The 25,611-nt window shown below is 52.3% G+C and carries 27 protein-coding genes; 26 read left to right on the top strand and 1 reads right to left on the bottom strand.

Annotated features, from left to right (window positions below; genetic code table 11):
• Positions 1-74 precede the first annotated feature (74 nt).
• The gene (locus tag OKC27_RS15970; protein WP_201972955.1) at positions 75-2,141 is read left to right on the top strand and encodes a hypothetical protein; all 2,067 of its coding nucleotides are present in this window, start codon (positions 75-77) and stop codon (positions 2,139-2,141) included.
• A gap of 1,152 nt (positions 2,142-3,293) precedes the next feature.
• Here the strand turns inward: OKC27_RS15970 and OKC27_RS15965 are convergent.
• Positions 3,294-3,638 carry a helix-turn-helix domain-containing protein gene (locus tag OKC27_RS15965; RefSeq protein WP_201972956.1) on the bottom strand — a complete coding sequence of 115 codons (345 nt, stop codon included), beginning with the start codon at positions 3,636-3,638 and terminating at the stop codon, positions 3,294-3,296.
• Between the two features lie 276 nt (positions 3,639-3,914).
• Between OKC27_RS15965 and OKC27_RS15960 the strand changes: the two genes are divergently transcribed.
• From OKC27_RS15960 to OKC27_RS15840, 25 genes are all read left to right on the top strand, one after another.
• A complete protein-coding gene (locus tag OKC27_RS15960; RefSeq protein ID WP_125596590.1) occupies positions 3,915-4,280 on the top strand; it encodes a hypothetical protein in 366 nt (121 codons plus the stop codon).
• A 17-nt stretch (positions 4,281-4,297) separates the two neighbouring features.
• Positions 4,298-4,984 (top strand): hypothetical protein, encoded by a 687-nt coding sequence (locus tag OKC27_RS15955; protein ID WP_234923612.1) that lies wholly within the window; start codon positions 4,298-4,300, stop codon positions 4,982-4,984.
• Positions 4,985-5,068: 84 nt separating this feature from the next.
• A complete protein-coding gene (locus tag OKC27_RS15950; protein ID WP_201972957.1) occupies positions 5,069-5,632 on the top strand; it encodes a lecithin retinol acyltransferase family protein in 564 nt (187 codons plus the stop codon).
• 33 nt (positions 5,633-5,665) lie between these two features.
• A complete protein-coding gene (locus OKC27_RS15945; protein ID WP_201972958.1) occupies positions 5,666-6,094 on the top strand; it encodes a DUF2787 family protein in 429 nt (142 codons plus the stop codon).
• Between the two features lie 10 nt (positions 6,095-6,104).
• Positions 6,105-6,533: a hypothetical protein gene (locus OKC27_RS15940; RefSeq protein WP_270806450.1), complete on the top strand. Its 429-nt coding sequence runs from the start codon at positions 6,105-6,107 to the stop codon at positions 6,531-6,533.
• Positions 6,508-6,816: a hypothetical protein gene (locus tag OKC27_RS15935; RefSeq protein WP_021137990.1), complete on the top strand. Its 309-nt coding sequence runs from the start codon at positions 6,508-6,510 to the stop codon at positions 6,814-6,816. The genes OKC27_RS15940 and OKC27_RS15935 overlap by 26 nt, the downstream gene beginning before the upstream one ends.
• A gap of 90 nt (positions 6,817-6,906) precedes the next feature.
• A complete protein-coding gene (gene radC, locus OKC27_RS15930) occupies positions 6,907-7,404 on the top strand; it encodes a RadC family protein (protein WP_021137991.1) in 498 nt (165 codons plus the stop codon).
• Complete coding sequence (locus OKC27_RS15925; protein WP_199416589.1) at positions 7,401-7,592, top strand: hypothetical protein; 192 nt, start codon at positions 7,401-7,403, stop codon at positions 7,590-7,592. Before radC ends, OKC27_RS15925 begins: the two co-directional genes overlap by 4 nt.
• Before the next feature lie 24 nt (positions 7,593-7,616).
• A complete protein-coding gene (locus OKC27_RS15920) occupies positions 7,617-7,955 on the top strand; it encodes a hypothetical protein (protein ID WP_234915472.1) in 339 nt (112 codons plus the stop codon).
• 167 nt (positions 7,956-8,122) lie between these two features.
• Positions 8,123-8,632, top strand: a complete 510-nt coding sequence (locus OKC27_RS15915) for a hypothetical protein (protein ID WP_021137994.1) — start codon at positions 8,123-8,125, stop codon at positions 8,630-8,632.
• The gene (locus tag OKC27_RS15910) at positions 8,629-8,844 is read left to right on the top strand and encodes a hypothetical protein (protein ID WP_021137995.1); all 216 of its coding nucleotides are present in this window, start codon (positions 8,629-8,631) and stop codon (positions 8,842-8,844) included. Before OKC27_RS15915 ends, OKC27_RS15910 begins: the two co-directional genes overlap by 4 nt.
• Positions 8,841-9,203, top strand: coding sequence for a hypothetical protein (locus OKC27_RS15905; protein ID WP_021137996.1), 363 nt, complete (start codon positions 8,841-8,843; stop codon positions 9,201-9,203). Before OKC27_RS15910 ends, OKC27_RS15905 begins: the two co-directional genes overlap by 4 nt.
• Before the next feature lie 78 nt (positions 9,204-9,281).
• A complete protein-coding gene (locus OKC27_RS15900; RefSeq protein WP_270806449.1) occupies positions 9,282-9,824 on the top strand; it encodes a hypothetical protein in 543 nt (180 codons plus the stop codon).
• Position 9,825: 1 nt separating this feature from the next.
• Positions 9,826-10,182: a hypothetical protein gene (locus tag OKC27_RS15895; RefSeq protein ID WP_043850493.1), complete on the top strand. Its 357-nt coding sequence runs from the start codon at positions 9,826-9,828 to the stop codon at positions 10,180-10,182.
• Positions 10,183-10,265: 83 nt separating this feature from the next.
• Positions 10,266-10,580: a hypothetical protein gene (locus OKC27_RS15890; protein ID WP_043850492.1), complete on the top strand. Its 315-nt coding sequence runs from the start codon at positions 10,266-10,268 to the stop codon at positions 10,578-10,580.
• A gap of 2 nt (positions 10,581-10,582) precedes the next feature.
• On the top strand, positions 10,583-10,987 hold the full coding sequence (locus OKC27_RS15885) for a type IV toxin-antitoxin system YeeU family antitoxin (protein ID WP_082044083.1): 405 nt from the start codon (positions 10,583-10,585) through the stop codon (positions 10,985-10,987).
• Positions 10,988-11,422: 435 nt separating this feature from the next.
• Positions 11,423-13,273, top strand: a complete 1,851-nt coding sequence (locus OKC27_RS15880) for a class I SAM-dependent DNA methyltransferase (RefSeq protein ID WP_270806448.1) — start codon at positions 11,423-11,425, stop codon at positions 13,271-13,273.
• Positions 13,263-14,585, top strand: coding sequence for a restriction endonuclease subunit S (locus OKC27_RS15875; protein WP_199416592.1), 1,323 nt, complete (start codon positions 13,263-13,265; stop codon positions 14,583-14,585). The genes OKC27_RS15880 and OKC27_RS15875 overlap by 11 nt, the downstream gene beginning before the upstream one ends.
• A gap of 1 nt (position 14,586) precedes the next feature.
• A complete protein-coding gene (locus OKC27_RS15870) occupies positions 14,587-15,630 on the top strand; it encodes a DUF4917 family protein (protein ID WP_166541702.1) in 1,044 nt (347 codons plus the stop codon).
• 15 nt (positions 15,631-15,645) lie between these two features.
• The gene (locus OKC27_RS15865; protein WP_077097230.1) at positions 15,646-16,722 is read left to right on the top strand and encodes a Fic family protein; all 1,077 of its coding nucleotides are present in this window, start codon (positions 15,646-15,648) and stop codon (positions 16,720-16,722) included.
• A 206-nt stretch (positions 16,723-16,928) separates the two neighbouring features.
• Complete coding sequence (locus OKC27_RS15860) at positions 16,929-20,027, top strand: type I restriction endonuclease subunit R (RefSeq protein WP_149153466.1); 3,099 nt, start codon at positions 16,929-16,931, stop codon at positions 20,025-20,027.
• 140 nt (positions 20,028-20,167) lie between these two features.
• On the top strand, positions 20,168-21,889 hold the full coding sequence (locus tag OKC27_RS15855; RefSeq protein WP_099994247.1) for a sulfite exporter TauE/SafE family protein: 1,722 nt from the start codon (positions 20,168-20,170) through the stop codon (positions 21,887-21,889).
• A gap of 3 nt (positions 21,890-21,892) precedes the next feature.
• Positions 21,893-22,600 carry an OmpA family protein gene (locus OKC27_RS15850; protein ID WP_099994246.1) on the top strand — a complete coding sequence of 236 codons (708 nt, stop codon included), beginning with the start codon at positions 21,893-21,895 and terminating at the stop codon, positions 22,598-22,600.
• Positions 22,597-23,709 carry an HNH endonuclease signature motif containing protein gene (locus OKC27_RS15845; protein ID WP_199416594.1) on the top strand — a complete coding sequence of 371 codons (1,113 nt, stop codon included), beginning with the start codon at positions 22,597-22,599 and terminating at the stop codon, positions 23,707-23,709. Before OKC27_RS15850 ends, OKC27_RS15845 begins: the two co-directional genes overlap by 4 nt.
• Positions 23,710-24,250: 541 nt before the next feature.
• Positions 24,251-25,609 carry a type I restriction enzyme subunit R domain-containing protein gene (locus OKC27_RS15840; RefSeq protein ID WP_270806446.1) on the top strand — a complete coding sequence of 453 codons (1,359 nt, stop codon included), beginning with the start codon at positions 24,251-24,253 and terminating at the stop codon, positions 25,607-25,609.
• The last annotated feature ends 2 nt before the right edge of the window (positions 25,610-25,611 follow it).

The following is a 25,611-nucleotide window of genomic DNA, read 5'->3' as shown; positions in this document are numbered from 1 at the left end:
TGGATGAGGTCGCATTATGGTGGACCTGGAGGTAACGTGTTAGGGGGACAAATTACGAACCCAAGAGGTAAATCATGATGACGCACTTTTTCACAGCATTTCTCTACTTTGTAGAAAAGACCCTTGGGCTTAGCAAGCCAGTCCGCTCATCCGAGAAGCCCAGTAGAGATGGCGAAAATTCATACAGAAATGCACTATCAGACGATGACAAGTACAACTACCAGTTAACACTAGATAAAATATGCCAGCGGCTACATATTGGCAGCAGTTTGTCACAAAATATCCTTTCCAATCATATTGATATATTAGAAGGTATATGCAATGCATTGGTTCGAAAAGACATAATAACCAGGGAGCCATTAGAGGATGTGTTAAATGTCTACACTAAAAACTCAATAATTCCATTAATCTGCACAGACATATATATATTTAAAGAACAATCTAGTGAAGAGTCTATTTATTATCATCTCGACGAAATACTAAGACAGGAAAACTTAATATTAATAAAGGAGGGGCAAGAGAGGTTCCGAAAACTAACAGCACAAAAATACATACGAGAGTTAATTAAAAATAATTATATATTGAAGGTTTGCGAATCAAGAAAATATAACAATCCTGAACTATTCATTCAAGAGCTATTGGACTATTTAAATGAATTACACAAAAAAGGAAATCAAACCTGTAAAACATTAAATGAAAAAATAAGTCTCTGTCAAAAAAGACTCTCTGATTGTAACCTTAATAGTTATAATCTTAATTCAATTTCCGCAGCTTACACTGCTGTTATAATCCTGCAAGATATAGACAATAATACGGGCATGTTTGGTCATTTTTACAAGACTTACAACCAAGTTGTGATTGGATCAAATCCATTGCTAAATAATTTGAAAAAGACATTAATGTTCGTCCTTGACGATAATTACAATGAATTTAGTGAAGAGGACAAGGCACTTTGTAAATTACTCGGTCTGCCCCCGTTACTGCCAGTTAAAGAAAGACGCATAGAACGAATAAATAATGTTGTTGATTGTGTTTTACGACTATTTGACACACCTTTAATGCCTCCTTTCAAAGAGAAATTTGGTTTTGCCAAACTGAAAGAGAATTTGGATTTATTGTCACACATGGTATATCCACCACCTGCACCTTATTTTTATAGTCTAGACATTGATAATGGGCATATAAATTTTGAACACAACCCAAGTGAAAATCCTACTCACGCCAATTATATTGTGTTTAATAGGGATTACTTCTCTACTATAGCTGAACTCGCAGATGACCCAACTAACCAATATCAACATTATTTTTCCCAATATATTCCTCTACTGGAAATACTTGATTCCCTTCAAAGGGCATTACCCGAAAAAGCCCTGGATGTGATCGATAACATAAACGAATTCAGTTTATCAACTTTTGGATTCAATAAGTATGCATTGGCTGTACTGACCATTGGATTATTGTATAATAAAAGAGCAAGCGAAATAAAAAACATCTCATTATTACCACAAGTGAACGATACGCTTAATCATGAAGGGAATATATCTATCATTTTATATAGATCTCGCTTTTTAGATTCATGGCTTTCAGAGGATTCTTACAATAAACATTCGGTGATTTTTGGCCTAAACCAATATAGACATTACAACTTGTACCTTGCAAAAGCTATTTATTGTTATAATTTTACTATTGCACGACATAATACACCAGCTAGTGGCATTTATTATAATGCATTTGAACAGCCTCTTTTGACTGTAGATATACATAATTTGAGCTATGACTCAAAACTGATTTGTCATAATTTACTTGAACGTTTAAATATTGTATGCGGTAAGATATTATCTGGTTTAGATAAAGTTAACACAGGTGTAGATCTGAAAGATCCTAACGCCCTTGTAAATTTTGTATATGACTTAAGTAGAGCCAAGATTATTTCAAGAAATGAGTTCATGAGTAATCAAATCCACTGTATTACCGACTCCTCACTCGGAGCATGCCTCCTAGACTACTTAACTCTCATAATGCTATTTTCTGTTCCTGGCGATAACGTTAAGAACATTATAAAGCTTGGTGAGAAAAGCGATGTTGTGCAGTTATTATTTCTAGCATACGAGGAACTATCATCTAGAATGTCAAAAAAGTAGCTTGCTAGTGAATGACTTTCAATTTATATATAACTTGTTGAAAAGTAAATCTTTATAGCTTTGGTTGATGTAAAACCACTCACAGAGGCATCGAGTCTGAGTCAGTACACGCTCCTGTTCGTACTAAGTTACTGCAGCCAATGAATTACGCTCATCCCAAGTCCTCTCCAGATACTTTCAGATACAAATATCAAAAGTATCTGGGATCTCCCCTAATAGTGCCTCTTTGAATTGGAAGCATGCTTCTCACATGAAGCTCTGCGACATCAATCTATGTGAATAGATTGTGTGGCAATCTGACATTCTTGCTATTGTTGTTAAAACCAGCCTATAATATAGGTTTGATCTACACAGCGCCCCCCCCCTTAACCCTAATAAGAATCCCATCCGCACAACTATTTTTGATGCATTTATTTAATGCTGAATGCATCACCAAAAATCATTTAATATATTATGCTTCTCAATATACTAACCTATACGGTGAGAGTAACTTGTTCCTATCGCCCTCTACCTAACGAATCAGCTTCTAACATGATGCAGTACCATGAGGCTCTACACCTTTATAAATACTCAGCGAAATGAATTTAATCTGAAAATGGAGGCCTGCTCAGATGTGGTTGAAACCTTTGAGCTCAGACTTGTATTGATAAATGCTTAAACTCGAAGCGAGGATGTTGTTAAATATCATTTTCGTTGCCCCTCAAACTGTAAATTTCTTGGTTGATATGTGAGCAGTCCTTAACTGGTGGCTCTTTAATGTGTTCGCATCAATAATAATACTGCACCTCAATCACCGAGCAACCGCTAAATTAAACGCCAATAAAATGTAGTTCGCTTTGCGACTAGATGGCATGCTTTTTATGCGAATAGCACCCACTCAGACACGCGAACAGGAATAACTCACATATAGCTGAAGAGACCAAACAACATGGTCACTAGACATTTCCCATTGAAATAGATAAATGGGTGAGGCTTCCTAGTTTCGTCTTGGTCGCTCAGGGTTGTCGCTTTTCCGGTCCGATTGAAAAGTAACTCAGATAGATATTATCAAGGGAGAGTAAACACATATCGCTGTGAAGCTGCTTGGGAGCGCCATTGCGGCCTCCCAAGTCATTGACCCTGGCATCAGTCACAGATGTGCACAGCGGGCTGTTAAGGCGCCAGTCGTGCCACCAGCTTATCAACCACCTCCAGCACCATTTCTCTGTCGGCAGCATTGAGCTTGGCCAACTGCTGGCTGAGTACAATGCTTTGCTCTGTAGGGCGGTTGCTGGTCTCACGCAGGAGGTCTGCAAGCTCACAGCCAAACAGCTGGGCCAACTGTGCCAGGCGCACTACGGTCGGCACCACTTTTCCCCGCTCCATCCGGGAAACAGCTTCCATCCCGATATCCAGGTGCTCTGCGACTTGCTCCTGGGTCAGCCCCACTTGTTGGCGTTGGCGTCCAATCGCTTTACCTACTCTCTTGGCCAGTTCTTCAAAGTTGACGTCTGTCATAAGTCCTCCAGTCAGCACGTATGCTTGACCATGGACTCGTTGACATTAAGGACGATTATGGTTGATGCTCAACCAATTGGGTTGATGTTGTTTGAATATATAGATTGATATTTGAAAGGAGTGCTTTCTACACGACGTAAATTCCAGCCCACTTTCTTCAGTTGCGCTTGGCTAACTGCCAGCACGCTCGCTGACGTTACCTGTATTACCCCGCTTATCCGAGAGGCTTGCCTTGTCGGTCAGGCATCCTTTTGCCATTTTTATTAAGGAGAGATCATGAATCGCACACTGCTTTATCCCTTACTGCTGGCCTGTGGCCTATCACTGAGTGCCTGCAATGCAGAGTCTGCCGATGGCCCAGAATTCGATCTAGACGTGGAGTACACCGCTATTGGGCGACCTCAGATCGTCGTCACCTCGCTCAACGATCAAGTCACCATTCAAAAAGTGCTGATCAATGGCGGCAAGAGTAAATGCCGGGTGATGCTGCGCAGTGACTTGATGGGTTCGGTGGGAGGAACCTATTTCCCACTCAAGCTCAATTACACCGAAAGCTGGCGGCTGGTCATGACCGAGCCGTGCCGATTGAGGGAGGTCACCCTCTTCACCAATCTGGGCAATGCCTCTTACACCATTGAATAAGTCGTCTGGAGAGTGACATGACAGAAAGAATCAAGCTGGCACTGTGGTGCACATGGTTATCGCTGCTTGCCTTACCGACCTGGGCTGCGCCTCAATTCACTGTGCCAACGGTCACTAAACGGGTACCGGCCAACGTTGAGGGCACCCTCAATTTCGCCAGCATGCAGTTTTGGATAGAGACCTCGAAAGGGGAACGCATCATGCTGATGCCGCTGGATGAAGATGAGCCAAGGCTCATCCCCAGTGTCAGCCAGCCGGTTTCACTGAACGGCATGATGCTGACCTACTCGGATGGTAGCCGTTACTTCGAACCCTCCTTTGCACCCTCGTCAGCCGCATCAAGTACCGCGTCATTTACCATCGTGAAAAATGACGATTACAACATCGAGATCCGGTATGGGGATGAACTGCTGCTGCGCTCCGATGAATATGATGCCATCAAGCTCACGCACCGATTGCCGCTGGCCAATGGGCAGGCGGCCTTGTTTGAGCTACACAGTGGCGGTGTGGCATGCCCGGTGCTCTATCAGTTGGCTGTCGCTCAGACTGGTGTGCTGACCATGCTTTCACAACCCTTTGGCTCCTGTAGCGATGAAGGCAAGCTGACCCCTGCCCCCAACGGTTTCACCCTCGACCTGCCCGGCAACCCCCGTCAGCGCTGGGTATGGGATGCCAACAGCTTGACGCTGCGCAAGCAGTCCTGACCACCAGCCGCCACACATTCACCACCATCAGGGCACCTTCGGGTGCCCTCTGTTTTATGCCGCATTTTATTTAAGGAACTGTTCATGCCATTACCACAACCGGGAGACCACCTCGTTTCCCCCCGCACCGGTTACCAGCACCACGGTCTCTATCTGGGGGACCATCTGGTCATCCATTACCAAGGGGTCAGTGCCGGAACACAGTCCGGTCAGATAGCTATCACCACGCTTGCCGAGTTTAGCCAAGGGAGGGGCTATCGCATCCAGCACCATAGCGCACGAGCCTACAACCGGGAGGAGAGTATCGACCGTGCATACTCCCGCCTTGGAGAGGCGCACTACAGCACGCTCTTTAACAACTGTGAGCACTTCGTGCTCTGGTGCATCGAGGGCTTTCACTACAGCAAGCAGATTAACCAGCTCATTGTCACGGGGTGTATCGCACATCAGGCACTTCGCACCGTGGCCCAGCAGCCCACCCAGGCGGCCCTGTCTGGCATGGCCACCAGCACGGTACTGAACCCGTCAGCGACAACCGCTGCGACCGCAGTAGTCAGTGCGTTGCTGGGGAGCTCGGCCACCTCGCTGGCGGCGCCCTTGGCAGCCACCTACGGCCTCTACCGCGCCTGGCGCTGGTTCAGGGATTGATGCGCCTCACACTCGATACCAAAAGGACACACCATGATAACCATGCCATTTCACTTGGCAGGGATAGCCCTGCCGATTTCACCTGAGCTACCTGACTTGCTGCGCCGCGTCGCGCGGGAACAACAGCTCGACCTCACCAACCTTTCGACCCTAACCCTCAACTTTCGCAGCCCCGGCTACAGTCCCGAAACGGGTGGCGTCCATCCGGTTGAGCTGCGGCTTATTCGGGGATTGCACGGTTGGGTCTTCGATTACATCACCGACTTCAGCTATCAGGGCCTGGGCCAGGATACCGAGCTCTGCAAGGAGCTCGACTTCAACCTCTCTTGCGACGAGCACTATCTGCAGGGCTGGGGACCACTGCCCTGCGTGGAAGCGCGGGAACTGTTCGCGATGTGGCAGAGCAATTTCATTAGCTACGCCCAGTTGGGGTATTTCAACGTCACTGTCAGCGGGGATTAGGAGGTGTGTGATGACTAACGAACTGCCGCTCTCCCACACCTCACGCCAGTGGCTGGGTCTGGTCGCCGCCAAGGCCAAACTGCTGCCAACTCGCCAGGGCGAGCGCTGGTTGCTGCACCTGACCCCCAATAGCCCTCATGCCCGCACTGTCACGTTGCATCTGCGTTGGTCTGGCGTGCAGTGGCAACTGCTCTCCCTCACCAATGCCGAGGACTGGCGCACCATGAGCCAGCCCGTGGATGAAATCTGTGTGGACCCCACGCGTCGGTGTTTCTGGCGCTGTCAGGCTGGCCCCGTTCCACTCTCTGAGCAGCCCCGTGTACTGGGGCGCTTTCTGAGTGACCTCCAGCGTACCTGCATTCATCACGGCTATCGTGTGGAGAGTGACCCCTTACCCCAAGAGGAGGCACAAGATGCCAAAACAACCGGTAGCCGTTGAACTTGAAGCCATCAATCGTAATGGCGAGACGCAAGTGGTTCGGGGCAGCGCCCTGCCCGTGCACGGCTACGGCGTTTACTTGCGAGCGGTAGAAGCCAGTGGATTGGCGCTGGCTACCTGGATAGCTGACTACGACACTATCGGCCAAGCCTATGAGCTGGCGGAACGGCTGAGCGTTGCGCTCGCTATCCCGCTCACCCTGCAGGTCCCCGGATTGCTGATGCCGGTGAAGCGTGCCCCTACAGCCGGAGCAGGAGCAGAAGCCGCCACCAAGACCAACTGAACTACCCTCAAAGTGAACCAACAACCGCTCTACCTTTAACCCCGACATGCTTCATGCGTGCCGGGGTTTTGTTTATTTGGAGAACCCTACATGCGTTACCACAAACTGAAAGCTGGGGAATGCCCCGGCACCTATGTCGTCACCGAACCAGTGACCGAGCAAGACCTGCTGCGCATCGCCAACCAGATTGCCCGCAAACGCCTGGCCAAAGGCACAGCTATCACCAGTACCACTGAGGCCGCCGAACGGTTACAAACCTTGCTGCAGGACCGGGAGCACGAAGTGTTTGGTGCACTGTTCCTCGACTCCCAACATCGTGTACTGGCCTTTGAGGAGCTATTTCGCGGCACTCTCGACAGTGCCAGCATCTACCCACGGGAAGTGGTCAAGCGGGCCTTGCTACTCAACTGCGGGGCCATCATCGCCGTCCACAATCACCCCAGCGGTGACCCGGAACCCAGTCAATCTGACCGGGTCTTTACCCAAGCCCTCAAAGAGGCCTTGGCGCTGGTGGATGTGCGACTGCTCGACCATCTGGTAGTTGGCGCTGAGGGCATGGTATCCCTGGCCGAAAGAGGTCAGCTATGAGCCTTACTCCAGACAAAACCCACCTCACCGCCCTCGATATCATCCTCGAATTGCGTTACTGGCTTGCTGACAACGTCGAGATGCAGGCCGAGCCCGCCATCGTGGCTCACCTGCCGAGCGGCTACCAACTCACCCAGAGCGATTGTGTCGAGGCCATCGATGCGCTGCTGCATCATCTGCGCCGTTAGCCAATCCAAGAAGGGACACGCACCATGCGATTACCCAATCCCTATGCCCTTGAGGAAACCCTGGGCAAGCTACGCCATGGCCTGACAACCGCCTGCAACGAGGATGCGCTGACGTTGCTGGAAAAGGCCGTCACCAAGGCCCGTGACGACGAGGGTTATGCTAAGCAGTTTGAAGAGACCTTGCTGCGGGGATCCACCATCGAGATCCGCCAGTGCCTCAGTTGTTTTGGCGACTACTTCGAATGCTCCAGGGACACACCGCCCTATTACCCGCACCACGACGCCGTCAACGGCATTGATTGTGCGCTCTACGCCATCCTGTTCGATGCGGCTTACCAAGACGCAGCGCGGGTACAGCAATAACATGCATGACGATCGCCGAATAACATGCATACCGATCACATTTCCACCAGATAACCTGGATCATCAAACCAGGATCATCAGGTCCAACACCATGATCCGGATATCCCGACACAACCCCCAAGGCCACCTCACCAAGGTGGCCTTGTTCATTTCAAGGATTCATCCACATGTCTGCTTTTATGATCGACCGCAAGGATTACCTGGCCTTTGCCGTGCAGTTGCACCGCTTTTGCAACGCACCCATGCCACCTCATTACACCCTTGAGTTGCTGCGCACCCTCTGGTGGAACCCGCCAGTAGATACGACCAGTACCTGGACGTGGCGAATAGACAGGCTGGTACGGTTGATGATGCTCGCCAACCACCGTGCAGTCTGGCGTCGCTATCAGCTGGGGCGTCAGCAGGAGCGTAAGGAGTCACGCCAACATGCCTCTACCAAGCTAAGTCCATTTAAACCTGCCCACCATTACCACCAGACACCACTCACCGATACCGAGCTGGTGGCTCTGTACAAATTCACCTGCTGCGCCCTGTACCAATCGAGCGAATGGACCGGGAGCCCAGAGCAGGCACCTCGGTTGGTAAAGGTAATACAGCAGTTGCAGCAGGCCATGGCGCAAGACGTGCTGACCCGCCTGTCACTGTGGGAGCAAGCCCCCTGGGGGGAGATGCGATGAATCTCTCCACCACCCTGACCATGACGAGTTCACAGCCGGACAGCACAGCCGTGCTAGCCCAACGTATCGCCGAGGACATGGCACACCTGCATCACCGTCTGCGTGATGGGGCCAGTGATGAACTGGGCATCAGCATCAGTTACCTGGTCGAAAAATTTGCAGTGTTGGCAGCGGCTTACCGTGCACCTGCAGAAATGGAGAAACATCCATGATTGAGTTCAATGACAGCTTTAGCCAGGCCGCCGTGGCAGAGGCCATGTGTGCCCATCCGGGACTCGCCAAGCTCATCAGTCAGCAGTTGATGCTGCCTAGCTTTGCCTATGCCCACGATGTGGAGGGACGGCGTATTGGCGGCCCGCTGGTTGCACCCAACCCGGTACTGCACAAGACCACGCTCTTTGTCAGCCCACGAGATATGCGTGAACACCTGCCACGAGAGATTCACTTCGCCCGCTTTCGCTGCGCCTGTAATGCAGCGGGTCAACCGGTCGGCGAGTGGCAACGGGTGATTGTTGGAGCCTACGTCAACCACGGCAGTAACGACACGCCGGATTGGAGTAGTCATACCTGAGTCACGGCCACCAGTACAAACAAGACCTCATGCAGCCCCTCACACCGAGGGGCTGTTTGCATTTTAAGGACCCCACCCATGCACGACCTGAGTGATTACAAAACCCTGACCGCTCGGCAGATAACCACAGCCATCGGTCAGCTCAACCACAACACTGCGCCGAAGATAATGACCCACCTGGCATTACGGGCCCGACAGCCGCAACCGCTCGGTAATGGCCGTAGTAGAGCCAAAGCCCTCAAGCTGCTGCGCAGAGTCAAGAAGGCCCACAAGGCGGGGCGTATCCCGTTTGAACTTACAGTGACCGGCTGCCGCATCGACCGGGGTAGCCATCAGGCTGACCGCTACTATTACGACCGAACACTGCTGGCTCAGGGCTGGCAGCAGTACGACACCGAAGAAGATGCGTGGTGCTTCGGCATCTGGATTAACACAGAAAGGCTGGAGACCTTTACCTACGCAGAGGGCGACACCCACCATGTGATTGCGCCAAACGTTGAGGCGTTTCGTACCGAGCTGGCGCGGCTCTACCAGTACCACCCGCAAGCCCCGGCGTTTATCAGCATCGACCCGGAAGCGGGCACGGTGACCCACCATTTTGAAGCCAAACCGGAGGTGTGAAATGGCTAAGAACATCACCATCAAGGTGCCCGGCAAACATCCGCGAACCGGCGAGATCACCACCTTTGAGCTTAAGGGCCAACGCATCGATATCGGCATCGGCGGCCAGGCCGTGCCTTTCCTCATTCACGGTAGGGGGATAGGAACGTCCCTCACTCACATCCCGAGCGGATACCGCATCGCCCTGCTCGGTGGCTGGCTCACCGCTCGTTACGCAATACCTGAAAATAAGCCCAGCAGAACGGCATGCGCCCAGATGGCCATAGACCGGCTGGTGGCTCAATACGGCTCGCTGCACCTGCTGGACCGGCTGAATGGCAAACTGGTTATCAATGAGATGGCTGACTGCGCTCGTTGACGCCAACCGTCTCGCTCATCCACACACAGCATAAAGGGCCAGCCTTCACAGGCTGGCCCTTTGCAACACTGGAATCATCGAACATGACCCGTCTAATCATCGGGCTCGAAGTGCATCGCTATGCCCCCGAGCTCAATAAACTGCATCTGCGTAACCGGCAGACGTTATCCGCTCCCGGCATCACCACCATCAAAGAGGCCAAAGCCCGTCTATTTGGCCGCTGGCAGCCTGGGCATCAGGTAACCATCACCGTGAGCCATCCCGATTACGTCAATCTCTCCCGGCTCTACCGGGGGCGACTGGCCAGTCTGACAGAACTCCCGGAGCATCTGAACAGACTACGCCAGCGCCACAATGTGCCCGGCACAATCATCCACACCCAATTGAGGTATCGCTAATCATGACCACGACAACCATCCACACCCAGGACCAACAACCCGCAGCGCCAGACCACCCCACCCGGATTTTTGCGCAGTGGGGCTTGCCCCATACCGTGACGCCGCGCTTTGGCGCTCGTCTCATTCAAGAGCATCATCGTCTGCACTTTCTGTCAGATCGGGCATCACTGGTAGGTGAATGGGCAAAGGAGGCAATAGACCAGCTGGAAATTGCCTTTCCTCGCCTCATCAAAGAACTGGAGGGCAAATTGCTGACAGGCGAACTGGATGCCCGACGTCAGCAGCGTATCACTATCCAGCATGGAGGCTTTACCTGCGAAGCCGATACCCTTGGCAGCCACGGCTATGTCTACTTAGTCATTTACCCAGCGACGAACATGGACGCCAATCCTAAGCGCAAGACGTGACCACCAATCCGCTTGTGGTTACATTTTGGCACCTACTCATCCGTGATTAATGGGATAGGTCGTGGGGAAGGCCAATTCATGGCCTTTCCTTTGTTTTTTTGCCCGCTAACGTGAGACGTTGACCATTTCATCTCTGCAATAACAACGATGCGCAGTGATCACCTTTCGCGTGACATTACGCATAGTGCTGCAGGGTTCATTTGTATAAACTGCCCGCCAGATAATTGATAGACGACTGACGGGCCGGACTTTTTCTCGCCGATGCATCACCTTGGCTGCATCGCCTTCTGTTGACCCACCACCCTGGATAGGTCCCTGCTGTGCCCGCAAGGCTCGGCATGCGCCGTTCCATCAGTCTGACAACTTGGCCCGCATCCTCACCTTGGCTTTCGCGCAGGTGAGCTGTGACGGCAACATGCATAACCGGAGAACCCCATGACTGACCGCAACGAGCTCAGCCAGGCGCTGCTGGCTGCCGTTCCTGAAGATGGCAGCTGTATCGGCAACCAAGCCTTGATGGAAACCTTGAAAGCCCAATTCAGCGACCTGACCGATGAGGCATTTACCGCCGCACGCGAGGGCCTGCTGGAGCAGGGCGTACTGCGCAAGGGGCGTGGGCGGGGCGGTGCTGTGCTCCGGGTGTTGGAAGGCGACGCCGCCGTGGCTGCACCCCGCAAAGCGAAGGCCAGCGGCAAGGGCAAGCCAGCCAAGGATGAGCCGCAATTTACCGGTATCGATGGGCTGAAGAAGACCCTGTGGGCTGCCGCAGACAAGCTGCGAGCCGACATGGACGCCGCCGAGTACAAGCACATCGTGCTGGGCCTTATCTTCCTCAAGTACATCTCCGACTCCTTCGCCGCCCGTCGCGCCGAGCTGACCCGCCGCTTTGCCGATGAGAGCGACGAGTACTTCCTCCACGACTGTGACGATGAGCTGCTGGCCGAGGAGCTGGAAGATCGCGACTACTACCGTGAGGTGAACGCCTTCTGGGTACCGGAAGGGGCCCGTTGGGAGGGGCTGCGTGCCCATGCCAAGCAGGCCGATATCGGCAAGCGAATTGACGATGCGCTGACCCTGATCGAGCAGGAGAACCCACGGCTCAAGGGCATCCTCGACAAGCGCTACGCCCGTGCCCAGTTGCCCGATGGCAAGCTCGGCGAGCTGGTGGATCTGGTTTCCAAGATTGGCTTTGGCAGTGATGTCGGTGAAGCTCGCGACATCCTGGGGCAGGTCTACGAGTACTTCCTTGGCGAGTTTGCCAGTGCCGAGGGCAAGAAGGGGGGCCAGTTCTACACGCCTGCCAGTATCGTCAAGACACTGGTGGCGGTACTTGCTCCCCATCATGGTCAGGTCTACGACCCCTGCTGCGGTTCAGGCGGCATGTTCGTGCAGTCGGAGAAGTTTATCGAAGCCCATGGCGGCAAGCTGGGTGATGTATCCATCTACGGTCAGGAGTCGAACCCGACCACATGGCGTCTGGCGGCCATGAACCTCGCCATCCAGGGGATGGACTACAACCTCGGGCGCGAAAACGGTGATACCTTCACCCGCAATCAGCACCCTGACTTGCGTGCCGACTTCGTGCTGGCCAACCCGCCGTTCAATATCAGCGACTGGTGGCACGGTAGCCTCGAGGGAGATCCGCGCTGGGTCTACGGCACGCCGCCTGCGGGCAACGCCAACTATGCGTGGCTGCAGCATATGCTCTACCACCTCAAGCCAACTGGTCGTGCCGGTATCGTGCTGGCCAACGGCTCCATGAGCTCCAGCCAGAACAGCGAAGGCGATATTCGTCGTGCCATGGTGGAGGCGGACGTGGTGGAGTGCATGGTGGCACTGCCGGGTCAGCTCTTCTTCAACACTCAGATCCCGGCCTGCCTCTGGTTCCTCGCCAAGAACAAGACCCGCCGCCAAGGTGAGGTGCTGTTTATCGATGCCCGCAAGCTGGGCACCATGATCAGCCGGGTGCAGTGTGAACTGGACGAGGCCGCCATCGCCAAGATTGCCGATACATTTCACGCGTGGAAAGGGGACGGGGAGTGCGATCAGCCTTACGAGGATGTAGCGGGCTTCTGCCGCAGCGTAACCTTGGCCGAGATTGCCGAGCACGGCCATGTATTGACCCCCGGCCGCTATGTAGGGGCCGAAGAGGTGGAGGAGGACGATGAGGCCTTTGCCGACAAGATGGCGCGCTTGACCAAGCAACTGGGTGGCCAGATGAGCAAGGGAGCCGAGTTGGACCAGTTGATCAAACAGAAGCTGGGGGGGTTGGGATATGTGTTCTGAATGGCCGCTGATACCACTACGTGACTTTGTTGACTTGCTCGCAGGTTTTGCATTCAAGAGTACTGGTTATTCTGATGGCCAAGACGATGTTCGTTTGCTTCGTGGAGATAACATTGCGCCAGGTAGAGTGCGGTGGGATGGGGTAAAGCGATGGTCTCGTGAAAATGCTGTTGGCCTTGAACGGTATGCGCTTGAGCCTGGAGATGTTGTTCTGGCGATGGATCGCCCGTGGATTCCGGCTGGCCTGAAAGTTGCTCAAGTGCAAGCTGCAGATACGCCCAGTTACCTAGTACAACGGGTTGCTCGGATCCGGCCTGCCTCAAGAGAAGATTGCAGCTTCTTGTTCGCATTATTGTCGACTCCTGAATTTGAATCGTACATTCAGAATGTGACGACCGGAACTGCAGTTCCGCATATCAGCGCAAAGCAAATACTCGATTTCGAGTTCAGGCTCCCCCCTGCGTACGTGAGAGCCAAAGTTGGGGAAATCGTTGCTGCGCTTAACGAACGTATCACTTTGTTGCGAGAGACCAACACCACGCTAGAGGCGATCGCTCAGGCGCTGTTCAAGTCGTGGTTTGTTGACTTCGACCCGGTCCATGCCCGTGCTCGTGGCGAGCAACCGGCAGGTCTGGCCCCCGAGGTCGCAGCCCTGTTCCCCGACAGCTTCGAAGAGTCAGCCCTTGGCATGGTGCCGAAGGGGTGGAGAGTTTTGTCCTTCACTGAAACGATTGATGTTATTGGGGGGGGCACGCCAAAAACCTCTATCAGCGAGTATTGGAATGGGGACATTCCTTGGTTTTCTGTAGTTGATGCTCCAGCAACCACAGACGTGTTTGTAATCGAGACTGAAAAGCACATCACTTGCGAAGGCTTGAACAAGTCATCAACCAAATTATTGCCTGTGGGAACTACTATCATTTCGGCGCGAGGCACTGTAGGTCGACTTGCTCTGGTGGGGCAAGCAATGGCGATGAACCAGTCCTGCTATGGCTTATCTGGTAAGGCCGGTGATGTGTATTTCACTTACTTCAGCACGCATCGCCTTGTTGAAACCTTAAAACAACGGACCCATGGTTCCGTGTTCGACACAATCACTCGAGATACCTTAGCTGGAGTTTCGGTGGTCTATCCACAGACCATCGTAATTACCGCTTTCGAGGAGACTATTGCTCCGGTGATGGAGCGCATCAAGGAAAACCTAATACAAGCTCGAACCCTCGCGACCCTACGCGACACCCTGCTACCCCGTCTGATCTCTGGCCAACTGCGCTTGCCGGAGGCTGAGGCTATGGTCGAAGGGGCAAGCTGACGTGGCAGATATAAAGACATGGCGTGAGATACAGGCCGATTACAGCGACACCCTGATTGTGGGCAATGGCGGCAGTGTCGCTGTCGATCCCTGTTTTCGTTACACCAACCTGTATCAGCAGGGCTGTGAGCACGGATTTATCCGCCCTGCCGCACAGGAGGTGTTTGATCAATTCGCCAAGAATGACCGTGATTTCGAACGAGTGTTATATCGCCTATGGCAGGCTGACTATATCAATCAAAAGTTTGAGCTGGCCAAAATCGAGCGTGACAAAGTTCGCAACGCCTATACAGATGTGCGGCGGGCGCTGATCGATACCGTAAAAGACATTCATCCAGACAAGGCTATCAGTGACCAGCAAGGGCTTGCCCATATTGGCCGCTTTATGGCAGGTTTTTCGACGGTATTCAGCCTCAACTACGACTTGATAGTCTATTGGGCATCACTTAATGCTCGCCAAGCCAATGGTTGGCGTTTTGAGGACGGGTTCACCATTGATAAGACGCGCGCGACAGACCCCAAATTGATCAAGCAATGCTTCAACGCGTCATTCCCTGCTGAACTTGAGCCCGGAGTGACCAGAGTCTTTTATCCTCATGGCAATCTTGCGCTCTACCGAACTCAAGGTGGCGAGGAAAGTAAGCTGATGGCCGACAATAGCGACCCATTAAGCCTTATCACCCAGTACTGGCGTGATAATGACGGTCAACCTCTGTTTGTGTGCGAGGGCTCGTCAGAGAGCAAGATCGCCGCGATAAATAGCTCCCGATATCTTTCCCATGTGTATCAACATGAATTACCTCGCCCCAAAGACAGCATGACTATTTATGGCTGGAGCATTGGCAAACAGGATCGTCATATTCTTGAGCAGCTGGCGTTATCACCATGCCGTCGCGCCGCGGTGTCTGTGTTTGCTGGTAACAAGACACCAAAAAAAATTGAATCCGAAAGGGTGCATATGGAAAAAATGCTAAATGATGCGGGCATCAAGGAGGTTGTATTTTTTGATGCCACCAGTGCGGGGTGTTGGAACCATGCTGACTAAAAGAGGTGACTGCTGATGTCATTTGATCGTAACCAGCCCTATAACGACCTGCCATTGCTGCCCCCCATCATCGAGCTGGAGACCAAGGCGGTGTTGAAACAAGCCATCGCGGCCAACCGGGTATTGGCCAATCTGCGCGGGCTGGCGGCCAAGATCCCCAATCAGGGGCTGCTGATTAACAGCATCATCTTGCAAGAAGCGCGGCTCTCATCGGAAATCGAGAATATCGTCACCACCAATGACGAGCTGTATCGCGCCGCCGCCAACCGCGATGGCAAGACAGATCCTCACACCAAAGAGGTGCTGCGCTACCGTGAGGCGCTCTATCATGGCTTCCATTCGCTCAAGGATCGCCCGCTCAATACCAACCTGTTTATTGAACTGGTTCGGCTGATTAAACAGGTGGATATCGGCATTCGCGCCATCCCCGGTACGGCCCTGAAGAGTGACCGAGGTGAGGTCATTTATACCCCACCCGTTGGAGAGCAGGTGATCCGCGACAAGCTGGCCAATCTTGAGCAATTTATCCATGCCGAGGATGAGCTGGACCCGCTGGTCAAGATGGCGGTGATGCATTATCAGTTCGAGGCGATTCACCCCTTCCCCGATGGTAATGGCCGTACCGGTCGCATCCTGAACCTGTTGTATCTTGTTGAGCAGCAACTGTTGGATATCCCGGTGCTCTTTTTGTCGCGCTACATCATCGCCAATCGGCAGGAATATTATGCCGGCCTACGGGGCATCACCGAAGCGCAGCAATGGGAACCCTGGGTGCTGTTTATGCTCAGGGCTGTGGAGAGCACGGCACAACAAACCTTTGAGCAGGTCAATCGCATCCTGAGTTTGATGGAAGAGGTGCGCGAGCGGGTGCAGCGGGAGGCGGAGGCCATCTATAGCAAGGATCTGGTCGAACTGATTTTTATGCAGCCCTACACCAAGATCGGGTTTCTGGTCGATGCCGGTATTGCCAAACGCCAGACGGCCTCTCGCTATCTGCAAACACTGGCGACGATGGGCATCTTGCGGGAAGAGCAGGTTGGCCGTGAAAAGTACTACATCAACGATGCGTTGTTCGCCGAGTTGACCCGCTAACCGATCAGGGTGACGGGATCGACATATCACCATGACGTGTCGATTTTTCGGCTTTTTTTAAACATATTTTCGCAACCTGTCGATCCCATCGACAGATGGGGGTGACGAGTCGATATGTCACCCGTTGTGACGCTGAGCAGGTTGGGCATACCCGAATGGCAGAGGCCATGGGGGTGCCAGGGATCGTCTTGAGGGATTGAGCAACAATGACCGAAGATCAGTTGGAACAAGAGGTGCTGGGGTGGCTGAGCGAGGTGGGCTATCGCGTGGTGTGTGGCTACGATGTGGCCCCCGATTCTGATAACCCGTGGCGTGAGCAGTTCCAGCAGGTGCTGCTGAGCGAGCGCTTGCGGGAGGCGATTGCCCGGCTCAACCCCTCCGTGCCGCTGGTGGCGCGTGAAGATGCGCTGGCGCAGGTGGTCAATCTCGATACCCCGGCGCTGCTGTCGGCCAACCGGGCATTTCACCGCTTGCTGGTGAATGGGGTGCCGGTGCAGTACCAGCGCGATGGCGAGACGGTGGGGGACTTTGTCCGCCTCGTTGACTTCGAGCAGCCCACCGCCAACGAGTGGCTGGCCATCAACCAGTTCTCTATCAAGGGGCCCAAACACACCCGCCGCCCCGACATCATCCTCTTCATCAACGGGCTGCCGCTGGTGGTGCTTGAGCTCAAGAACCCGGCCGATGTGAATGCCGACATCTGGAAGGCGTTTGATCAGCTGCAGACCTACAAGGAGCAGATCCCCGACCTGTTTCAGTACAACGAGATCCTGATTGCCTCCGATGGTAGCGAGGCGCGGATGGGGTCGCTGTCGGCCAATGCCGAGCGCTTTATGCAGTGGCGCACGGTGGATGGGGTCAACCTCGACCCCTATGGCGAGTTTGGCGAGCTGGAGACCATGGTGCGCGGCATTCTGACCCCGGCCATGCTGCTCGATTACCTGCGCTTTTTCGTGTTGTTTGAAGACGATGGCCGCTTGGTCAAGAAGATCGCCGGTTATCACCAGTTTCATGCCGTACGCGCGGCGATCACCCAGGTGGTGGCGGCGTCGCGCCCCGGTGGTAGCCATAAGGGCGGGGTGGTGTGGCACACCCAGGGCAGCGGCAAGAGCATCACCATGACCTGCTTTGCGGCGCGGGTGATGCGCGAGGCGGCGATGGAGAACCCGACCATCGTGGTGATCACCGACCGTAATGACCTTGATGGCCAGCTGTTCGGGGTGTTTTCCCTGTCGCAAGATTTGATCCGCGAGCAGCCGGTGCAGGTGGAGACCCGCGGCGATCTGCGCAGCAAGCTGGCCAACCGCCCCTCCGGCGGCATTGTGTTTGCCACCATCCAGAAGTTTATGCCCGGCGCGGATGAAGACACCTTCCCGGTGCTGAGCGAGCGCGCCAACATCGTGGTGATTGCCGATGAGGCGCACCGCACCCAGTACGGTTTCAGCGCCTCACTCAAATTGCCCAACCAGATTGCCGAGGGCGCGGCGCGCTATCAGGTCGGCTATGCCCAACACTTGCGCGACGCATTGCCCAACGCGACGTTTGTGGCCTTTACCGGCACCCCAGTATCGAGCGAAGACCGGGATACCCGCGCGGTGTTTGGTGACTACATCCACGTCTATGACATGCAGCAGGCCAAGGAAGATGGCGCGACGGTGGCGATCTATTACGAGTCGCGCCTCGCCAAGTTGTCGCTCAAGGCCGACGAACTGACCCACCTCGATGACGAGGTAGATGAGCTGGCCGAGGATGAGGAAGAGGGTGAGCAGGCCAAGCTGAAGTCACGCTGGGCCGCCTTGGAGAAGGTGGTAGGCAGCAAGCCCAGGATCGAGCGGGTGGCCGCCGATCTGGTGGCCCACTTTGAAGAGCGCAATCAGGCACAGCATGGCAAGGCGATGATGGTGGCCATGAGCCGCGAGATCTGCGTGCACTTGTATGATGCCGTGGTAGCCTTGCGCCCCGACTGGCATGACCCGGACCCCGACAAGGGGGCCATCAAGATCGTGATGACCGGCAGCGCCTCTGACAAGGCGTTGCTGCGCCCCCATATTCATCCAGCCTTGGTCAAGAAACGGCTGGAGAAGCGGTTCAAAGACCCGAGTGACCCGCTCAAGCTGGTCATCGTGCGTGATATGTGGCTGACCGGCTTCGATGCGCCCTGCGTGCATACCCTCTATGTGGACAAGCCGATGAAGGGCCACAACCTGATGCAGGCGATTGCACGGGTGAACCGGGTGTTCAAGGACAAGCAAGGCGGGCTGGTGGTCGATTACATCGGGATCGCCAACGAGCTCAAGAGCGCCATCAAGGAGTACACCGCCAGCAAAGGACGGGGCAAGCCGACCGTCGATGCCCATGAGGCCTACGCGGTGTTGGAGGAGAAACTCGATATCCTGCGCGCCCTGCTGCATGGCTTTGATTACAGCGACTACCTCACCGGGGGCCACAAGCTGCTCGCCGGGGCCGCCAACTTTATTCTTGGCCTTGAGGATGGCAAGAAGCGCTTTGCCGATAACGCGCTGGCGATGAGCAAGGCATTCACCCTCTGCTGCACCCTCGACGAGGCCAAGGCAGTGCGGGAAGAAGTGGCCTTCTTGCAGACGGTCAAGGTGCTGCTGACCAAGAAAGAGGTCACCCGGAAGAAGAAGACTGACGAAGAGCGCGACCTGGCTATTCGCCAGATCATCGGCAATGCCGTGGTATCGGGTGATGTGGTCGATGTGTTTGAAGCGGTCGGTCTCGACAAGCCCAACATCGGCCTACTCGATGATGAGTTTCTAGCCGAGGTACGCAACCTGCCGGAGCGCAATCTCGCCGTGGAGCTGCTCGAGCGACTGCTGGAGGGGGAGATCAAGTCGAAGTTCGCGACCAACCTCTCCCAGGAGAAGAAGTTCTCGGAGATGCTGACCAAGGTGATCGCACGCTATCAGAACCGTTCCATCGAAACCGCGCAGGTGATCGAGGAGCTGATCGACATGGCCAAGAAGTTCGCCGCCGTAAGCAAGCGGGGGCAGGCCTTGGGCCTCAACGATGACGAGCTTGCCTTCTATGATGCCCTTGCCAACAATGAGGCGTCTGTGCGTGAGCTGGGTGACGAGATACTGGCCAAGATAGCCCATGAGCTCACCGCCAACCTGCGCCGTAGCGTCACAGTGGATTGGAGCAGCCGCGAAAGTGTGCGCGCCAAACTGCGGCTGATGGTCAAGCGCATCCTGCGCAAGTACAAGTACCCGCCAGACCAGCAGGAAGAAGCTGCCCAGTTGGTGCTGGCACAGGCTGAGAGTTTGTGTGAGGTGTGGTGTTGAGGATAAATGGGTGTTCGTTTTTCAGAAATGAACATTTTTAAAAAGTGTTACGCCCTCTCTAGACATGGAGCTTACGAGTCTTACGTTGTTTGCGGTCGTTAAGAGGGGGGATTGGTAAATTAAGAGGGATAACAAATCTTATGCTGTCATCATTTATTGAAAATGCCTTGCTTTATTTAGGCTCGCAAGCACTGACCGACATATTTCTTGTGGTTATGTTTATTGTGTTAATACTTTCTTTGAGGCTAAAAAAAACAAACCGTGGGCATCAGTTCACCCAGTACACGCCAACTTTATTAACAACTCTTGGTATATTGGGGACCTTCGCGGGTATTGTAAGTGGCTTGCTCGGATTTGATGTGAGCAATATAGATGGAAGTATCGGTAACTTGCTCTCTGGCTTAAAAACAGCATTTATAACTAGCTTGGTCGGTATGTTCCTATCCATTTTCTATAAACTCCTGTTAGCTAGTGGCCGCTTTACATCTCAGCACAATGGTGAGATAGATGAAGATGAGATTGGTATCGCTGAACTTTACGGTGTAATGAATAATCAGGCTGAAGGAATTCAAAAATTGCAACTTGCAATTGGAGGTGATGGGGATTCCAGCCTGGTTAGTCAACTTAAGTTAATTCGCTCTGATATTGGTGATCACCATAAAGCTACATTTAATATCCTTGAGTCAACTGTTAATGGTTTGACACAGCTAAAGGAGTTAGCGCAGCTGCAGAAAGACGCATTTTCACAATTTCAAGATCGTCTATGGCACAATCTACAGGACTTTGCTGACATGCTGTCTAAGTCAGCTACGGAACAGGTTATTAATGCGTTGAAGGAAGTGATATCTGACTTCAATGATAATCTGCTTGAACAATTTGGCGATAATTTTAAACAACTTAATGTCGCAGTGCTGGAATTGGTGAAATGGCAGGAAAACTACCGCCAACAGCTGGAACAGATGATGGTTCAGTACCAATTAGGAGTCCAGGCTATCACTCAGACCGAGATGGCAGTTAGCCATATTAGTGAGGAGTCCAGAGTGATTCCTGCCAGTATGCAAGAGTTGAAGGTGGTTATGGAGGTAAGTCAGCATCAATTGCAGGAGCTACAGCGTCATCTCGAAGCATTTAAAGATATTCGTGACAGAGCCGTAGACGCTGTACCCGAAATTCGTATGCAAATTGACGAGACTGTTAACGGTATGAAAGCAGCCGCCCAGACCATGAATGAAGGGCTAAAACAGGCAACAGATACTGTAACTGTAGGGATTCAGGAGAGCGCATCCAGCCTCCAGAAATCCATTGTACATAGTGGCGAAGAGCTTGTTGCTAACAGTGAAAGAGTAAATGCTTCGCTACAAGGCAGCTCTGATGTGATCGCCAAAAATAGTGAAGAAACTCGCCAAATGTTCGAGGATGGCTTACGTGAAACAAATGCAATTTTGCGTGTGTTAGTCGCAGATTTGCAAGAAGATAGCAGCAAGTTGACGCAGTCATACAAGACGGCCAGCCAATCTTTGGTAACTGAAACAGATGCTATGCGTAGCCGAGTTGAGCAAGGTCTCGACACTATGCGTAAGCAGTTCGGTGAACAGTTGCATCAAATGGTTGAAACCCAAATGCAGGAGAATGCTAGGGTACTTAAGGGTATGAGCCAACATGCTGATCGAGCGCTTCAGGATACCGGTGAGGCTGTACAGAAGCAGGTTAAAATGCTTGATGATGCCTTAGCCCGTGAATTGAATCAGGTACTCAGTGAATTGGGTAGGGCTCTAGCAACCATTTCAGGAAAATTCACTACAGATTATCAACAACTAGTGAACGAAATGAACCAGGTAGTGCAGTTCCGGGGGAGAGCGTAGAGCATGAGTCATTTGTTAGATTCTAAAGCCAGCGAACAAGAGGAAACTCACTGGTTGTCAGTATCAGATTTGATGGCCGGATTGATGATGGTGTTTTTGTTTATTGCGATCGCATTAATGCGTAACGCTTTCATGGAGAGAGATAAGATCAGGGAAGTAGCCATCGCTTTTCAGGAAAATCAGGTCGCTATTTATGAGGAGCTAACAAAAGAGTTTGCTGAAGACCTACCCCGTTGGAATGCGGTTATCGATTCTGATTCTCTCACTTTCACCTTTCAGTCTCCTGACGTGTTGTTTGCTCAGGGAAAGATAGATCTAAGTCGACAATATCAGGACTTACTAGCAGAATTTTTCCCTCGTTACATGAAAGTTCTTGGTCGTTTTACTGACTCCATCAATGAGGTCCGTATAGAAGGGCATACAAGTAGTGTGTGGAATAGCCAAACCAGTGGTAAAGATGCTTATTTTCTAAACATGGAACTATCTCAAGGTAGGACCCGAAGTGTACTTGCCTTTGTTTACAGTTTGCCTAATGTAGCTGAATATCAAAACTGGATTAAACGTCATTTTGCTGCAGTGGGACTATCGTCATCACGTCCCGTTCTCGATAACAAAATGCAAGAAAATGGAGATCGTTCTCGTCGTGTAACATTTAGAGTAATAACCAACGCTGAGATCCAGATGAAAAAAATCTTGGAGCAGAATACATGAAATTAACGGTGAGCTTTGCTGAGCTGTGGGCCTGCGTTAAAAAAATGGGGGACCATAACGTTTCTTTCAGTTTTGACACAGGTAATGACGAAGCATTTGTTACCGATCGGAGTTTGTCTAGTACTGCAGGCCTTGATATCACTCTGGAGGACTTGGATCTCGATCACGGTGTCCTTAGTTACAAGGGGCGTCAGGTATTGTTGTTTATTCCTGATCAAGGAAGCTCGATTGATCAAGTGTTATCCGGTCAGCAGGAAGGGAGAAAGTTTCATGTGGCTGACTGCTCTACTTTAGGTGAGATGAGAAAAAAACAACGTTTTAGCCGTTACAAAGCCACTTATAATCTAAGCGGAAAGTTTGAGGTTTATGGTGATAGCCATTATGGAGGCGCAAGTAAAGGGGAAGCTGAACTCAAAGTGTGTAGAAACTGTCTTTCCTATCTCAATTATAAGGGGTATCGCTCCGGTTCAAATAAGGACTCAGTTTATAATTCATTTGATATCGCAGAGTTTTTATCTGATTACAGTACACTTTTCAGCTCTATGCCTGAGCGTGCTGATTTTGTGGAGCAAGGAGGATATTCTGAGAACTGGGGTGAAGTATCTAGTCGTTACCGTCAGGATGTGAATTTTTGCTGTGAATCCTGTCGTGTAAATCTTGTTGAATATCGTCGTTTACTCCACACGCACCATGTCAATGGTAACAAGCGAGATGACAGGTTTGCCAATCTAAAAGCTTTATGCATTGATTGTCATCGAAAGCAACCGATGCATGAATATATGCGAGTCAAGCATGAAGATATGGTGTTAATTAATAAGTTGCGTAAACAGCAGGGTCTGCTGACTGTTAGTAGTTGGGCTGAAGTGAGAGATGTGGCTGATCAGTCGCTTGATGGTTTGTTACGGTTTTACGAAAAAAAGAACATGCATTTGCCACACGTAAGTCATGAGTTATCCATCACTGGCAAAGACGTCGTAGCTGAATTGGAAATAGCTTGGCCTCATAAAAAAAGAGGGATCGCAATTGCTCAGCAAGACCTTGAGCAGGCTAGGGCTGTTGGTTGGAAGGTATTAACTGTAGGCGAAGCTCTTAAAGAAATGAACAAATGAATTGTAGATACAGAGGGCTATGATGGTTTTCGTTTGAAAGGGATTAAGAGGAGGAGCGATGACTTACTGTCGCCTTATCGGAGCGATCAACCACAAAGCCTTGCTAGGTAAGCGTGGGTTCAAATGTGGGTTCAAAACTAAAAAGGCACTTTCATTAAAATGAAAGTACCTTTTTTTTCAATAGCTTAGCTTTTATGGCTTAGTTCATGCCGTAGAGAACAACATGATTTATTATCCTTGATGACTTAGCCACCAAAGGTTGTCATTGGGGACGAATGAGTCATCTTGGTGTTGTAACACTTTCCTTCATGAACACAGCTTTACCCGACTAAGGGAATACATTGAGATAATGTGGCACTCTCCGTTAGGAAGGCCCTTAGGGAGTAAGGTTAGTTCCTACCTCGTGCCAAATGTGGTACCCCACGTGGTACCCAAGACAAAAACTTACAATTTGCCAGCCATGTGAAAAACATAAGTAATTGTTTTATATGGTGCCGATAAGGGGAATCGAACTCCTGACCTTCGCATTACGAATGCAGCGATGGGCAAGCTGCAGGAAGAGGAGATGGAGGACACCCAGGATCTGATCCTGCAGGCCATGCGCTCACGCAAGATGCGTGGCAACGCCTCCTATTTCGCTTTTACCGCCACGCCGAAGAACACCACGTTGGAGAAGTTTGGCCAGTTGCAGCCGGATGGCACCTTCCAGCCGTTTCACCTCTATTCGATGAAGCAGGCCATCGAGGAGGGCTTTATCCTCGATGTGGTGGCTAACTACACCACCTATCGCAGCTACTACGAGATCAGTAAGTCCATTGAAGAGAACCCGCTGTTTGACAGTAAAAAGGCGCAGAAGAAGCTGCGGGCTTATGTGGAAGGCAGCCAGGAGACGATCGACGTCAAGGCCGAGATCATGCTTGAGCACTTCATCCCCCATGTGGTGAATGCCAAGAAGCTCAAGGGCAAAGGCAAGGGGATGGTGGTGACGCAGAGCATCGTCTCTGCTATCCGCTATTACAAGGCCATCACCCGCCAGCTGGAGGCGATGGGGAACCCGTTCAAAGTGCTGATTGCTTTCTCCGGCAGCAAGGAGGTGGATGGCGTCGAGTACACCGAGGCTGATCTCAATGGCTTTGCTGAGGGCGATACCCGCGACAAGTTTGATACCGACGAATATCGCCTGCTGATCGTGGCCAACAAATACCTGACCGGTTTCGATCAGCCCAAGCTGTGTGCCATGTATGTCGACAAAAAACTGAACGGTGTTCTGTGCGTGCAGGCGCTATCCCGCCTTAACCGCGCTGCGCCCAAATGGGGCAAGAAGACCGAAGACCTCTTTATTCTCGATTTCTTCAACCCAGTTGAAGAGATCAAGGCATCGTTCGATCCCTTTGCACCCAAGGCAGCCCATTTTCGCCTCACCCACAGCCGCCAGCCCTTCGTTATGGTGTTTCCCCACGAAACCCAAGAGATGCTGTTTGCCGCCCACGATGCGGCCTTTCACTACTGGGGCGGCGTGCCCCGCCAGGGCATCTACGACAACCTCAAGACCTGCGTCGACCAGGTGCTCGAGGGCAAAGAGCGCCGTTTCAATCCCCGCTTCCTGGCGCTGATGAGCCATTACGTGATCGAGCCGGTGGCCTGCACCCCGGCCTCAGGCTGGGAGAAGGGGCAGGGCGAGAAACAGGTCCAGGATGTGCGCCGGCGCTGCTTTACCCCCCCGGCGCAAGGTCGACAGCCTGGCCGAGCTCAACCGTCGACTGATCGCCGAGTTGGAGCAGGCAGCACAGACACGCCCCCACCCGGACGACCCGTCCCAAACGGTGTGGCAGCGCTTCGAGCAGGAGCGGACCACCCTGCGCCCCCTGGCTGCGCGCTTCAATGGCTATGTGGAGCGTGAGC

The sequence above is a fragment of the Aeromonas sp. QDB62 genome, from assembly GCF_027705695.1.
GTDB lineage: Bacteria > Pseudomonadota > Gammaproteobacteria > Enterobacterales > Aeromonadaceae > Aeromonas > Aeromonas allosaccharophila.
Note: the sequence above shows the minus strand (reverse complement) of the source record. Positions and strands in the feature narration are given on the sequence as shown.